The sequence below is a fragment of the Qipengyuania citrea genome (assembly GCF_024171405.1).
GTDB classification, from domain to species: Bacteria; Pseudomonadota; Alphaproteobacteria; order Sphingomonadales; family Sphingomonadaceae; genus Qipengyuania; species Qipengyuania profunda.
Genome location: NZ_JALJZT010000003.1, coordinates 1 through 12,626 on the forward strand (window position 1 = coordinate 1; position 12,626 = coordinate 12,626).

Below are 12,626 nucleotides of genomic sequence, written 5' to 3' on the forward strand. Positions count from 1 at the left end.
GCATGGACATCATGCGTGCCTTCATAGGTGTTGACCGTCTCGAGATTCACCATGTGGCGGATCACCTGGTATTCTTCCGAAATGCCGTTGCCGCCATGCATGTCGCGCGACTTGCGCGCGATATCGAGCGCCTTGCCGACATTGTTGCGCTTGACGATGCTGATCATCTCGGGCGCGAACTTGCCTTCGTCCATCAGCCGTCCGACGCGCAGGCTCGATTGCAGGCCGAGCGAGATCTCGGTGATCATGTCGGCGAGCTTGAGCTGGTAGAGCTGCTTGCTTGCAAGCGGCACGCCGAACTGGTGCCGGTCGAGCCCGTATTGGCGCGCGGCGTGGAGGCAGAACTCGGCCGCACCCATCGCGCCCCAGCTGATGCCGTAGCGCGCGCGGTTGAGACAGCCGAACGGACCCTTGAGGCCCTGCACTTCGGGCAGCAGCGCGTCCTCGCCCACTTCGACCTCGTCCATCACGATCATGCCGGTGGTCGAGGCGCGCAGGCTCAGCTTGCCTTCGATCTTGGGGGCGGACAGCCCCTTCATGCCCTTTTCGAGCACGAAGCCGCGAATGCCGCCGCCATGCGCCTCGCTCTTGGCCCAGACCACGAAGACATCGGCAAAGGGGGCGTTGGAAATCCAGGTCTTGGAGCCGGAAATGACATAGCCGCCATCGACCTTCTTGGCGGTGGTTGTCATCCCGCCGGGATCGCTACCGGCATCGGGTTCGGTCAGGCCGAAACAGCCGATCAGCTTCCCGCTGGCAAGGCCGGGCAGGTACTTCTTGCGCTGCTCTTCCGAACCATAGGCGAGGATCGGATACATCACGAGGCTCGACTGGACCGAGGCCATCGAACGATAGCCACTGTCGACGCGTTCGATCTCGCGCGCGATCAGGCCATAGGCGACATAGCTGGCACCCGCGCCGCCATATTCTTCGGGCACGGTGGCACCCAGTAGGCCAGCTTCGCCCATCATCGGGAACAGGTCTGGATCGTCGACTTCCTTGCTGAAGTTCTCGATCACCCGCGGCTGCAATTCGCCCTGCGCAAAGGCGTGGGCGGCATCGCGGATCATCCGCTCGTCCTCGGTCAACTGGTCGTCGAGGTTGAAGGGATCGTCCCAGGCGAAAGGCACCATAGCGGCCATGTGGTCTCCTCTGTTCCACCCCAGCCACTGGCAGGGTTGCCCGCGCGGGGCAAGGCCCGCGCGGGCAGCGAAGGTTACTTCACCAGCGGCAGCGCCTTGCGGCAATCTTCCGCGCATTCGCGGCACATCTCGGCGCACAGCGCACAATGCGGGTTGTCATGGCTCTCGCATTCGGCGGCGCAGGTTTCGCAGGCGGTGATGCAGGCTTCGAGCTGGGCGCGCAGCACGTCGATGTTCTGCGCGGTGCGGCGAACGGCGAGCCGCGCGGTCGCGGCGCAGACATCGGCGCAGTCGAGGCAGTTGCGGATGCACTGCGCCATGTCCATATCTTCGGCCACGCAGGCGTCGGCGCAGCTGGTGCAGAACAACGAACACAACATCGCATGGCGTGCGGCAGTGACCAGTTCTTCGGTCTCGTCCTGCACCTGCGGGTGGGCAGCGATCATTTTGGGGAGGGACATCGGGACTTCCTTTCCTTGGGGTTCGTCCTAGGAATGGCTCACGCCGTCCCGATGTTCCGGAAGTCTGCCCGAAAGCGGTCAGCCGTTGGCAGTGGCGCGCTGGATCGAGTGGATGACATCGGCCGGCGGGCAGGGCTTCAGCAAGGCCTGCGCGTTCGGGTACCGGGTGGTCACGTCGAGGGGGCGCATGTGACCCGAATGGAAGATGATCTTGACGTCTTCCGCCATCATCCGTTCGGCCAGCGGATAAACCACGCCATCACCGAGCTGGACGTCGAGGATCGCGATATCGGGCTTGGTCTTCTGATAGGCGAGCATGGCGGAGGACAAATCGTCGAATGGTCCTTCGACAATATAGCCTGCTTCGGCGACGGTATCGCACAGGTCGTATCCGACGATCAATTCATCTTCGGCAACGAGTACTCGTAATTGACGGCCCATCAGGCTCTCCTCGTGTGTCGACCCAAGTATATTAATACCACACACAAAGATTAGTTCCGGATCCTATGACAATTTGCCGTACCGTTCGGCGAAGCCGTTTTCGTCACCTTGCGCCAGCAACTTGGCCTGGCCGACCCAGTCGTCACGGCGGATGCGCCCCTGGAACCGGTCGAGCTGGGCATCGATGCGGTCGATATCGGCATCGCTCCATGCGGCGATCTGCGCGAAGGAGGTGACGCCCGCGCCGTGCAGCGTGGCGCTGAGCTTGGGGCCAAGGCCCTTGATACGGGTCAGGTCGTCGCCAGACGCCGCCGGGGTCGCAGGAACACCCGCGGCGGGCTGCATCGGGGTGGCCGCGGGGGCGCTGTCGATCAGCGCCTTGTTCCGCTCTGCCGGTGCAGCGCCCTCGTCGAGTACATCGCGGCTGGTACCGGTAATGCGGGTCTTGCGCGAGGCGTTGAAGACATACCATGCGACCGCGAGGCCGAGCACCAGCGCGGCGACGATCAGGGGCCAATAGGTCTGCAGCAATTCGCTCATGGACTATTCCTTTTCTTGGTCGTGGCGGCCCCACAGGGCCCAGCCGATACCGATCCCCGCAACATAGGCGGCAATCATCAGCGCAGCGAGTTCGAACCACAGCGGCATTTTACTTGGCCTCCGGCGTATCGACGGGAGTGGGCCGCAGCGGTTCGGTGCGGATGACCGAAAATTCGATCCGGCGATTGGCGGGGTCGCTGGGCGCGAGACCCGCGACCGGCTGGCTCGAGCCGACACCGCTGGCGCGCAGGCCGTCGCGCGGGATGCCGCGGCTCACCAGCGCTTCGCGTACGGCGCGCGCCCGGTCCATGCTGAGCGCCAGATTGCCCGGTTCGGTGCCCGATTTATCGGTATGGCCGGTAATCGCAATGATCGAACCGAGGCAGGGACGCAGCGCTTCGGCCACTTCGTCGAGCAGGATGCGGCTGGCGGGCAGTAGCGCGCTGCTGGCTTCCTCGAAGCGGATCGAGCGTGTCTGGAGCAAGCCTTCGACATCTTCCTGGCAATGGAGCGGCTGGTAGGTCGGCTCGCCGCTTTCGGCGCGCGCGGTCCCGTCGCTCCAGATCACCCCGCCCACGCCGGGTACCTCGTCGACGGCATGCGCGACCCGTGTCCGGGTGGCGGTGTCGAGCGCTTCGCCCCCGCGCAGCACTGGATGACGCGAGGGTGCGCCGTTGGCGCTGGCAAAGCGGGCAGTGACGCCGGTCCCGCCCGCCGCCTCGATCGCCTTGGCGGCTTGCGCTTCCATCCGGGGGATGAAGTCGCGGGCCACGGGTTCGGCGAGCAGAAAGGCGGATACGCCCGTCAGCACGGCACCGGCCAGGATGGCGAGGGAAGGGCGGATCGGCATGGCATGGCTCTTAGCCGCCTCCCGACCCGCCTGCCAAGCGTCAGCGGACGCTTATTCCAACCCCTCGGCGGTCATTACCAGCTCGATGAATTCCTGCCGCCAGAAGCTGGTCTGCGTGCCCGCCAGCGCGGCGATCCGGGGATAGGACATATTCGCCAGAAGCGTATCGCCGCGCAGCTTCTGGCCAAAGGCCGCAACCGCGGCGGCGAAGGCGAAATCGCCTGCGGGTGCGCGGCTGGTGTCCAGCGCGGAAGCGGGCAGCGTGTAAGTCAGCAATTGCGAGGTATCACCACCGGGCCGCTTGTAGCGCAGCTTCACATAGGCGGCTTCGCTGGCCAGTTCGCGGGCGCGGGCATCGACCAAATCTTCGTAGCGCCGCGCGGGTACCCATCCGTCGCCACCGGCGGGGATCACTTCGTACAGCGCGGTGACCTGGTGGCCCGCACCGATATCGCCCGCATCGACCGCGTCATTGTCGAAATCCTCTTCGCGCAGCACGCGGTTTTCATAGCCGACGAGGCGGTACTGGCTGACCACCGCCGGGTTGAATTCGACCTGGATCTTCACGTCCTTGGCGATGGTGAACAGCGTCGCGCCCATTTCATCGCCGAGCACCTTGCGCGCCTCCAGCGCGCTGTCGATGTAGGAATAATTGCCGTTCCCGTTGTTGGCGACCTGTTCCATCATCGCATCGTTGAGATTGCCGCGGCCGAAGCCGAGCACCGACAGCGTGACGCCGCTTTCGCGCTTCTTCTCGATCAATTCGACCAGCGCCTCGCGATCCGAAGTGCCGACGTTGAAATCGCCATCGGTCGCCAGGATCACGCGGTTGACGCCGCCCTCGATGCGGTTGGCCTCGGCCACGCGGTAGGCGAGTTCGATCCCCGCACCGCCCGCGGTCGACCCGCCGGCATTGAGCTGGTCCAGCGCGTCCTTGATCTTGCGTTCGTCATTGGTCGGTTCGAGCACGAGGCCCGCGGCGCCGGCGTAAACGACGATCGAGACGCGGTCCTCCTCGGTCAGCTGCCCGGCAAGCTGGCGCATCGCGGTCTTGACCAGCGGCAGCTTGTCGGCGCTGCCCATCGACCCGGATACGTCGAGCAGGAAGACAAGGTTGGCGGCCGGGCGTTCCTGTTCGGGCAGTTCATACCCGGCGAGCCCGATGCGCAGCAGGCGCGCGTCGGCATTCCACGGGCTCACCGCGACATCGGTATTGACCGTGAACGGCTGGTCGAGACTGTCCGGCCGGTCGTAATCGTAGCGGAAGTAATTGATGAATTCCTCGGTCCGCACCGCGCCCTTGGGCGGCAGCTGGCCTTCGGAAATGAACCGGCGCGCATTGGTGTAGGCGCCGGTGTCGACATCGACCGAAAAGGTTGAGACCGGTTCGCTGGCGACCAGCTTGACCGGCGATACTTCCTCGCCGTCATACTGGTCGCGGCTGGGCGGTGCGGGCACGAAGACCGGCGGAAAATAGCGATAACCCGGTTCCACGATCGATGTTTCGGTGGATGGGGTAGCCGCGTCGGCACGAACTCGGGACCCGCTGACGATAAGGGCTGAAGGGCTGGCCATCTGCGCTGGCGGCGGCGGCGGCGGGGGAGGAGGTGGTGGCGGCGGGGTGCGGCCCGCTTCGGTCCGATCGGCCTTGGCGCTGGTGGTGATGATGGTGTCGCCATCCTGCTGCGCGGCGCAGCCCACGATCAACGCGGCTGCTGCACAAGTGACGGTAAATCTTGCGAAACGCATGGGCAGTCCTCCCCTTCCTTGCGAGAGCTCCAAGCTACCCGCCCTGGGGGTGAATACCTACTGAACGTGTATGGTTTGCGACGAACGGGTCAGGTTCGCGCGGGCTCGTCCTTGTCCAGATTGCGCCGGAACAGCACGCGGTCCTCGGGGCCGAAGCCGCGGGTCCAGATGATATAGCCGTAAATGCCCAGGATCGCCGGAATGCCGACGATGAGCTCGGCCCATTCGGGCAATTGCGTCGCCGCCCAGCCGACCAGCACTGCGGGCGCCACCGCCCATACCAGCGGCCAGCGGAAGGTGTTGATCGACTGTCCCAATATACGCGACAGCAGCACCGCTTTGACCAGGCTCGCGGTGCCCAGCGCCAGCATCAGCGCGATCGCGGCGGCGGCGGCCTTGTAGGGTTCGCCATAGCCGCCCGCGACCATCGCCTCGATCAGGACCACGGTCAGCACCGCCTGCAGCGCGATGGTGCCGATCGAGATCCACAGATTGCGCACGCGCGCGACATAGACCAGTACCGCTTCGGAGACGACTGCGGTCGCGGCAACGACCTCGGCAGCAAGCAGGAAGGCCAGCGCGCCCGTGCCGCCGACGAATTCGGGTCCGACGAGGCCCATCACCGCTTCGCCGGGGACGCCCAGCGCCAGCGCGATGCCCGCCTGCATCGCCACGATCCAGAAGCCGACCTGGCAGATCTGGCTGGCGATCGCCTGGTAGTTCCTGGTCTTGAGGTTCTTGGTGATGACCGGGCCGAGGATCGGCTCGAAACTGGTCTTGAGCTTCTGCGGCAGGCTCGCGACCTGCTGCGCGATGTAATAGACGCCGACAGCCGCGGGGGCCGCGAACAGGCCGAGAATGAAAATATCGACGCGCCTCGTGCCCCATTCGATCGCATCGGCGGTCGCCAGCGGCAGCGCGCGCATCGTCAGCCGGCCCATATAGGCCGGACGTGGGCGCCAGCCGCGCGGGCGGCCATAGCTGCGGAAGAACGACCACAGCCCGGTCGCCAGACCGGCATAGATCGACGCGAGATAGGCCAGCGCGAGCCCCGAATCGCTGACCGCAGGCAGAAAATAGAACAGCCCGGCCATGATCGAGATCGTCCACGGTTCGACCACCGCGCGGGCGCGAACGGTGGTGGCGATATCGTATTTGTACGCCTGCGCGGCGAGCACGATTTCGGTCAGCGCATAGGCGGGGATCGCCAGCACGATGAAGCGGTCGAGCTCGGTATAGTCGCCGCTGGGAAATAGCGGGGCGGGGACGAACCAGAAGAACGCGGCCGCCAGCGCGGAAAACCCCAGCGCCAGCAGCATGCCGTCATAGACAAGGTTGGCCGGATGGCTTTGGTCGCCATCTGCCAGCCGCTGCGCCAGCCCGCGTTTCTCGCCCATCGCGCACAGCAGCGCGACCAGTTCGACCACCACCAGCGCCGAGGCGAAGCGGCCCAGCGCGTCGGGCCCGTACAGGCGCCCCGCGATAAACAGGAACGGCAACCGCGCGACCAGCCGCAGGATGAAGCCGATGAAGTTCTGCCTTCCGCCCTTGGCCAGCGCGGAAAGGTCTTCATCCGGTTTTGAATCGGTCACCCGGGGCGGCCCTGTTCGGCGCGCAAGGGGCGGGCGAGCAGGTCGGAAACGACGGCGCGCGGCTCGTCACCCTTGAGCAGGCCATAGACGGCAGTGACGATCGGCATGGCGATACCGTGACGCGCGGCCAGTTCGACCAGCACGGGCGCGGTATGCGCGCCTTCGGCCACGGTCTTGCGGTCGGCCATCAAATCTTCGGCCTTCTGCCCTTCGCCCAGCGCCTTGCCGAGCGAGAAATTGCGGCTCGAGGTAGACGAGCAGGTCAGCACCAGGTCGCCCAACCCGCACAGACCTGCCAGCGTTGCCGCCTGCGCGCCCAGCGTTTCGCCGAAGCGCAGCATTTCGGCATATCCGCGTGCGATCAGCGCGGCGCGCGCATTCTGCCCCAGGCCCAGCCCGTCGACCACGCCGCAGGCAATCGCCAGCACGTTCTTGACCGAACCGCCGATTTCGGCGCCGATCACATCGTCGGAATAATAGGGCCGGAAGGTCTGGCGCGCGATCACGGGTGCCAGCCGGTCCCATTGTGCCTCGCCATCGGCGCAGGCGAGCGTGACGGCGGTGGGCAGGCCCGCGGCGACTTCATGCGCGAAGGTCGGACCCGAAAGGACCGCCACCGCGCTGCCGGGGGCGGCGGCTTTGGCGACATGGTTCATCAGCCGCCCGCTGCCCGCCTCGATCCCCTTGGAACACAGCACGAGATCGCGCGGATGCGAGGGCATGACCTCAAGCACGCTGCCCATATGCTGTGCGGGCGTGACCACCAGCAGCGTGTCGAGCGCGGCCATCTCGGCCAGATCGCCGGTCGCGCGGATGGTCTTTGCCAGCGTCACGGAAGGGAGGAAAACCGAATTGGTGTGCGCGGAATTGATTTCCGCGACCAGTTCGCTCTCGCGCGCCCAGATCAGCACGTCGCGGCCGTCGCTCGCGAGCATTTGCGCCAGCGCGGTACCCCAGGCACCCGCGCCGAGAACGCCCACCCGCTCGCCCTGAGCCTGTCGAAGGGTCATCCTTTTACTCCTGCTCCGCGCACCGGCTCGGCCGCAGGGTCGAGCGGCCAGCGCGGACGCGCGGAAATGTCGAGCGGGTCGTCCTGGCCCAGCCGTTCGATGCCCGCCCAGGCGATCATCGCGGCATTGTCGGTGCACAGCTTGGGCGGCGGCGCGGCAAAGCGCATACCATGCGCGGCGGCAAGCTGTTCGAGCGCGGCGCGCACCGTGGCATTGGCCGCGACCCCGCCGGCCACGACCAGTGTGTCGACATCGGCCATGTCCGCCAACGCGATGCGCAACCGGTCGGTCACGCAATCTACCGCCGCCTGCTGGAAGCTGGCCGCGATATCGGCGGTCTCGTATTTTCCGCTTTCGTAGGCGCGCAGGACCGCGCTCTTGAGACCCGCGAAGGAGAAATGCGGTTCGCCGCTGCCGACCATCGGGCGCGGCAGCGGGACGGCCTTGGCATCGCCTTCGCGCGCCTTGCGTTCGACCGCGGGGCCGCCGGGGAAACCCAAGCCGAGAATCTTGGCGGTCTTGTCGAAGGCTTCGCCCAGCGCATCGTCGATCGTGGTGGCCAGCCGGCGATATTCGCCCACGCCGTCGACGCGCAGGATCTGGCAATGCCCACCCGACACCAGCAGCAGCGCATAGGGAAAGGTAATGCTTTCATCGGCCAGCCGCGGGCTCAGCGCGTGGCCTTCGAGATGGTTGATCGCGATCAGCGGCGTGTCGGTCGCCATTGCCAGCGCCTTGGCGCTGACCAGCCCGACCATCACCCCGCCGATCAGCCCGGGCCCGGCGGTGGCGGCAATCGCGTCGCACTCGCCCAAGGCGATCCCCGCATCATCCAGCACGCCTGCGATCATCGGGGCCAGCCGTTCGGCATGCGCGCGCGCCGCGATCTCGGGCACCACCCCGCCGAAGGGGGCGTGCTCGGCATCCTGCGAGGCGATCCGCTGCGCCACGATCCGCCGCTGGCTATCGACCAGCGCGACCGCGGTTTCGTCGCAGGAGCTTTCTATGCCGAGAACCAGTGCCATCTCGCTTTCCCTTAGCGGCATGGCTCGCTAGGGCAAGCCGACCCTATGCCAGTCCAACCTCTCATTCGCCTCGGAACCCGCCGCTCTCCGCTTGCCATGGCGCAGGCGCACGAAGCGCGCGCGCGGCTGTGCGCCGCGCATGGATGGGACGAATCGGCGGTCGAACTGGTGCCCGTGGTGGCCAGCGGCGACCGCATCCAGGATCGGCCGCTGGCCGAAATCGGCGGCAAGGCGCTGTGGACGCGCGAGCTCGACCAATGGCTGGTCGAAGGGCGAATCGACGGCGCGGTCCACTCGATGAAGGATGTCGAGACGCTGCGGCCTGAAGCGATCGCCATCGCCGCCATCCTGCCGCGCGCGGACAAGGCCGACCGGTTGCTGGGGGCGGGATCGATTGCGGCCATTCCGGCAGGCGCGCGGATCGGCACCAGCGCACCGCGCCGCGCCGCGCAATTGCTGCATCTGCGACCCGATCTGACGGTGGTCGGCATTCGCGGCAATGTCGCCACGCGGATGGCCAAGCTCGAGGCGGGCGAAGCCGATGCGACCTTCCTTGCCGCCGCCGGTCTCGACCGGCTGGGCGAGGATGCAGTGGGCGTGCGGCTCGATCCCGAAGCATGGATGCCCGCGCCCGCGCAGGCGGCCATCGGGATCGAATGCCGCAGCGACGATGCGCGCACACGCGACCTGCTGCGCGCGATCGATGACGCGGAAAGCCATGCCGAAATTGCCGCCGAACGGCGCCTGCTCGAAGGGCTGGGCGGGTCTTGCAGCAGTCCGATTGCCGCGCTGTCGCGCACCAGCGAAGGCCGCATTGCGCTGAGCGCAGCGATTTTCAGTCCCGATGGCACTGTCCGTATCGGTGACGAGAGCGAATTCGCGGCCGGAGACGACGAAGCGCCGTTGGTCTTGGCGCGCAGACTGCTCGACCGTGCGCCCCCCGCAGTGTCCGAACATTTCGGCCAGCCGCTGTGAAGCCGGTGTTCCTCCTCCGCCCCGAACCGGGCTGGTCGGTCAGCGCGGAAACCGCGCAGGCGATGGGGCTCGATGTGCACGGTCGGCCGCTGTTCACGATCGAGCCGGTCGCATGGGAAGCGCCCGCGGCGAAGGATTACGACGGGTTGCTGGTCGGTAGCGCCAATGTCTTCCGCCATGGCGGCAAGCAGCTCGGCAGACTGACCAAGTTGCCCGTTCATGCGGTGGGCGATACGACCGCCGACGCTGCGCGCAGGGCGGGTTTCCTTGTCGGCCGGACGGGGCGCGGGGGGCTGCAGAACCTGCTCGACGACCTTGCCAACCGCAAGCTCCACCTGCTGCGCCTTGCGGGGGAAGACCGCGTGACCTTGCGCGTGCCCGACCAGCTCGAAGTCGATACGCGGATCCTGTACCGCGCGGTACCCGAAGCCTTGTCCGAAGACGATCTCGCGATCCTCCGCGACGGCGGGGTAGTCGTGCTGCATTCGGGGGCGGCGGCGGAACGGCTCAAGGTCGAGTTCGACCGGCACGGTCTCGCCCGCGATCTGGTCGATCTGGCCGTGATTGGTCCCCGCGTCGCCGAAATGGCGGGCGCGGGCTGGCGTTCCGTCCACACTGCCGAGGCTCCCGGAGACAGCGAGCTACTGGCCTTGGCGCAAGCTTTGTGTCAGACCGATAGCTGATGGTATGGATGGCCCCAGCACGAGGGCCCACGGGGTCGCGGAACGGAATCGGATGAACAATTTTACCAGCACCCGGCGCAAGGTGCCGTCGGTAAGGCCGGTCATGGTCGCCGTACTCGCCAGTTTCCTGCTGGGCGGGGCGATTGCGGGATATGCCGTCTACACGCTGACCGATCGCGAGGAACCGGCGACCCAGCCGGCTACGGTCGAAACGCAATCGCTTGCCAGCCCAACTTCCGAACCGACCCCCACGCCCAGCGCCAGCCAGGCGGCGCAGGAAGCGGTCGACCGCGTGGCCGAACAGCAGGGCGGGCTCGACACGCGGCTGGCCGCTGCCGAACAGCGCCTCGCGCGGCTCGACCTGCAGGCGCAGGCCGCCGCAGGCAATACCGCGCGCGCCGAGGGGCTGCTGATCGCCTTCGCCACGCGCCGCGCGCTCGAAAAGGGGGCCGAGCTTGGCTATCTCGCGGACCAATTGCGGCTGCGCTTCGGCGATGCCATGCCCAATGCGGTCGATACGATCATCCGCACGAGCCGCAATCCGATCACGCTCGACCAGCTGATCGCGCGGCTCGAAGGGCTCTCGCCCAAGCTGGCCGAACCGAGCAGCCAGAACGGCTTCGCGCGGTTTGGCGAGGAGCTGTCGCAGCTGTTCGTGGTGCGCCGCGAAAGCGCGCCGTCGCCGCAGCCGCAGCGCCGCCTCGATCGCGCGCGGCTGTTTCTCGAAAGCGGGCGGACCGATTCCGCGATTGCCGAAGTGCGCAATCTGCCGGGCGCGGAAAACGCCGAAGGCTGGCTGCGCGATGCCGAACGCTATGCCACGCTCCAGCGCTCGCTCGACCTGATCGAAACCGCTGCCGTGCTCGAACCGCGGCGCCTGCGTGACGGGGCGGGCAACCGGATCGACCAGCCCAGCCCGGCGGAAGAAAACTAGGCCTTGAGCAATTCGGGCAGCTCGCCCGAGATGCCGCGCGCTTCATCCATGAACAGGCGCTTGAGCCAGCCCGAGCGCTGGATCCCTGCCATGCCCAGCCGCCGCACTGCGCTCGCGGTCTTGCCGCGAATGCCGAAGACCCGCGTCAGGCTGTCGGTCGCGCCCATCACCATCAGCGCATCGAGCGCGCGCCATTCCTCGTATTTCTTGAGCACCTGCGCATCGCCGAGGTCGAGCCCGAGCCGCAGCGCCTCGTCGAGCACTTCGACCAGCGCCCCGACATCACGCAGCCCGAGGTTGAGGCCCTGGCCCGCGATCGGGTGCATGCCATGCGCGCTGTCGCCGACCAGCGCGAGCCGGTGGTCGACGATCCGGGCGGTGTGCTGGAAGCTGAGCGGCCAGGACGACCGCGCGCTGTTGAGCGTGAGATCGCCGAGCAGGTCGCCCATCCGCTTCACCACTTCGGCAAGGAACGCGCGGTCGGACAGCTTGAGCACGCCCGCGGCGTCCTTCTCGTCGACCGTCCACACCAGCGCGCTGCGATGCTGGCCATCGGGACCGTCGAGCATCGGCAGCAGCGCGAAGGGCCCGTCGGGATAGAAGATCTCCCACGCCACATTCTCATGCGGCTTGGTGTGATCGAGCCCGGCGATCATCGCGCGGTGGCTGTAATCCCACTGCGCCATCTTGAAGCCCGCCTCCTCGCGCGACGGCGATCCGCGTCCTTCGGCGCCGATCATCAGCGCGGCTTCGAGCGTGCGCCCGTCACCCAGCGTGGCCGCCACGCCGAATTCGCCGCGTTCGCGCGCGACCACTTCGGCCGGGGCATGCCAGGTAATCAGTGGTTCCTGCGTCGCGGCTTCGAGCAGCGCGAGGCGCAGCTGGCGATTGGCGAACATGCGCCCCAGCGTGCCTTCATGCGGTTCGGGCCGGAAATCGAGCCGTCCCGGCTTCATCTGGTCGAGCACGCCGATCGCGGCGATATCGCAGCCATGCGGTTCGAGCACGCTTTCGAGCCCGATATGGCGGAACAGTCGCCAGCTGGCGGTCGAGATCGCGGAAGCGCGCCCGTCGAAGCCCTCGGCGGTCAGGCTGGCGGGATCGGCGCGGTCGACGAGGTGGCTCGACAGCCCCTTCTTCGCCGCCGCCAGCGCCAGGGTCATCCCCACCAGGCCGCCGCCCAGGATCAGCAGGTCTCGCTTGTCTGTCATTGGGCCTAGCCCT

Annotated in this window: 13 protein-coding genes; 3 read left to right on the forward strand and 10 right to left on the reverse strand. The window is 67.0% G+C overall.

The annotated features are described in order from the left end of the window. The 9 genes from J2S32_RS15010 to tsaD all read right to left on the reverse strand — a co-directional run. Positions 1-1,142, reverse strand: a 1,142-nt coding sequence (locus J2S32_RS15010) for an acyl-CoA dehydrogenase (protein WP_253523145.1), incomplete at its 3' end; no start/stop codon positions are given. 74 nt (positions 1,143-1,216) lie between these two features. Continuing rightward, positions 1,217-1,603, reverse strand: a complete 387-nt coding sequence (locus tag J2S32_RS15015; protein ID WP_253523148.1) for a four-helix bundle copper-binding protein — start codon at positions 1,601-1,603, stop codon at positions 1,217-1,219. 78 nt (positions 1,604-1,681) lie between these two features. Further along, positions 1,682-2,044 (reverse strand): response regulator, encoded by a 363-nt coding sequence (locus tag J2S32_RS15020; protein ID WP_253523150.1) that lies wholly within the window; start codon positions 2,042-2,044, stop codon positions 1,682-1,684. Positions 2,045-2,107: 63 nt separating this feature from the next. Continuing rightward, a complete protein-coding gene (locus J2S32_RS15025) occupies positions 2,108-2,584 on the reverse strand; it encodes a hypothetical protein (protein ID WP_253523152.1) in 477 nt (158 codons plus the stop codon). Between the two features lie 109 nt (positions 2,585-2,693). Further along, on the reverse strand, positions 2,694-3,434 hold the full coding sequence (locus tag J2S32_RS15030) for an OmpA family protein (RefSeq protein ID WP_253523154.1): 741 nt from the start codon (positions 3,432-3,434) through the stop codon (positions 2,694-2,696). Positions 3,435-3,485: 51 nt separating this feature from the next. Then, positions 3,486-5,183, reverse strand: coding sequence for a vWA domain-containing protein (locus J2S32_RS15035; RefSeq protein ID WP_253523156.1), 1,698 nt, complete (start codon positions 5,181-5,183; stop codon positions 3,486-3,488). An 89-nt stretch (positions 5,184-5,272) separates the two neighbouring features. Next, positions 5,273-6,775 carry a lipopolysaccharide biosynthesis protein gene (locus tag J2S32_RS15040; RefSeq protein ID WP_253523158.1) on the reverse strand — a complete coding sequence of 501 codons (1,503 nt, stop codon included), beginning with the start codon at positions 6,773-6,775 and terminating at the stop codon, positions 5,273-5,275. Further along, a complete protein-coding gene (locus tag J2S32_RS15045; RefSeq protein WP_253523160.1) occupies positions 6,772-7,785 on the reverse strand; it encodes an NAD(P)H-dependent glycerol-3-phosphate dehydrogenase in 1,014 nt (337 codons plus the stop codon). Before J2S32_RS15045 ends, J2S32_RS15040 begins: the two co-directional genes overlap by 4 nt. Continuing rightward, positions 7,782-8,810, reverse strand: a complete 1,029-nt coding sequence (gene tsaD, locus J2S32_RS15050; RefSeq protein WP_253523162.1) for a tRNA (adenosine(37)-N6)-threonylcarbamoyltransferase complex transferase subunit TsaD — start codon at positions 8,808-8,810, stop codon at positions 7,782-7,784. The genes J2S32_RS15045 and tsaD overlap by 4 nt, the downstream gene beginning before the upstream one ends. Before the next feature lie 96 nt (positions 8,811-8,906). Here tsaD and hemC point away from each other — a divergent pair, with 96 nt between their 5' ends. Genes hemC through J2S32_RS15065 form a run of 3 tightly spaced genes read left to right on the forward strand, consistent with a single transcriptional unit; the run spans position 8,907 to position 11,402 of the window. Continuing rightward, the gene (hemC, locus tag J2S32_RS15055) at positions 8,907-9,785 is read left to right on the forward strand and encodes a hydroxymethylbilane synthase (RefSeq protein WP_253523165.1); all 879 of its coding nucleotides are present in this window, start codon (positions 8,907-8,909) and stop codon (positions 9,783-9,785) included. Between the two features lie 5 nt (positions 9,786-9,790). Next, positions 9,791-10,468 carry a uroporphyrinogen-III synthase gene (locus J2S32_RS15060; RefSeq protein WP_253523168.1) on the forward strand — a complete coding sequence of 226 codons (678 nt, stop codon included), beginning with the start codon at positions 9,791-9,793 and terminating at the stop codon, positions 10,466-10,468. Between the two features lie 52 nt (positions 10,469-10,520). Next, positions 10,521-11,402, forward strand: coding sequence for a hypothetical protein (locus J2S32_RS15065; protein ID WP_253523170.1), 882 nt, complete (start codon positions 10,521-10,523; stop codon positions 11,400-11,402). Here J2S32_RS15065 and J2S32_RS15070 read toward each other — a convergent pair. Beyond that, complete coding sequence (locus J2S32_RS15070; protein WP_253523173.1) at positions 11,399-12,613, reverse strand: FAD-dependent monooxygenase; 1,215 nt, start codon at positions 12,611-12,613, stop codon at positions 11,399-11,401. The two genes, J2S32_RS15065 and J2S32_RS15070, sit on opposite strands and share 4 nt — an antisense overlap. Positions 12,614-12,626: the final 13 nt, after the last annotated feature.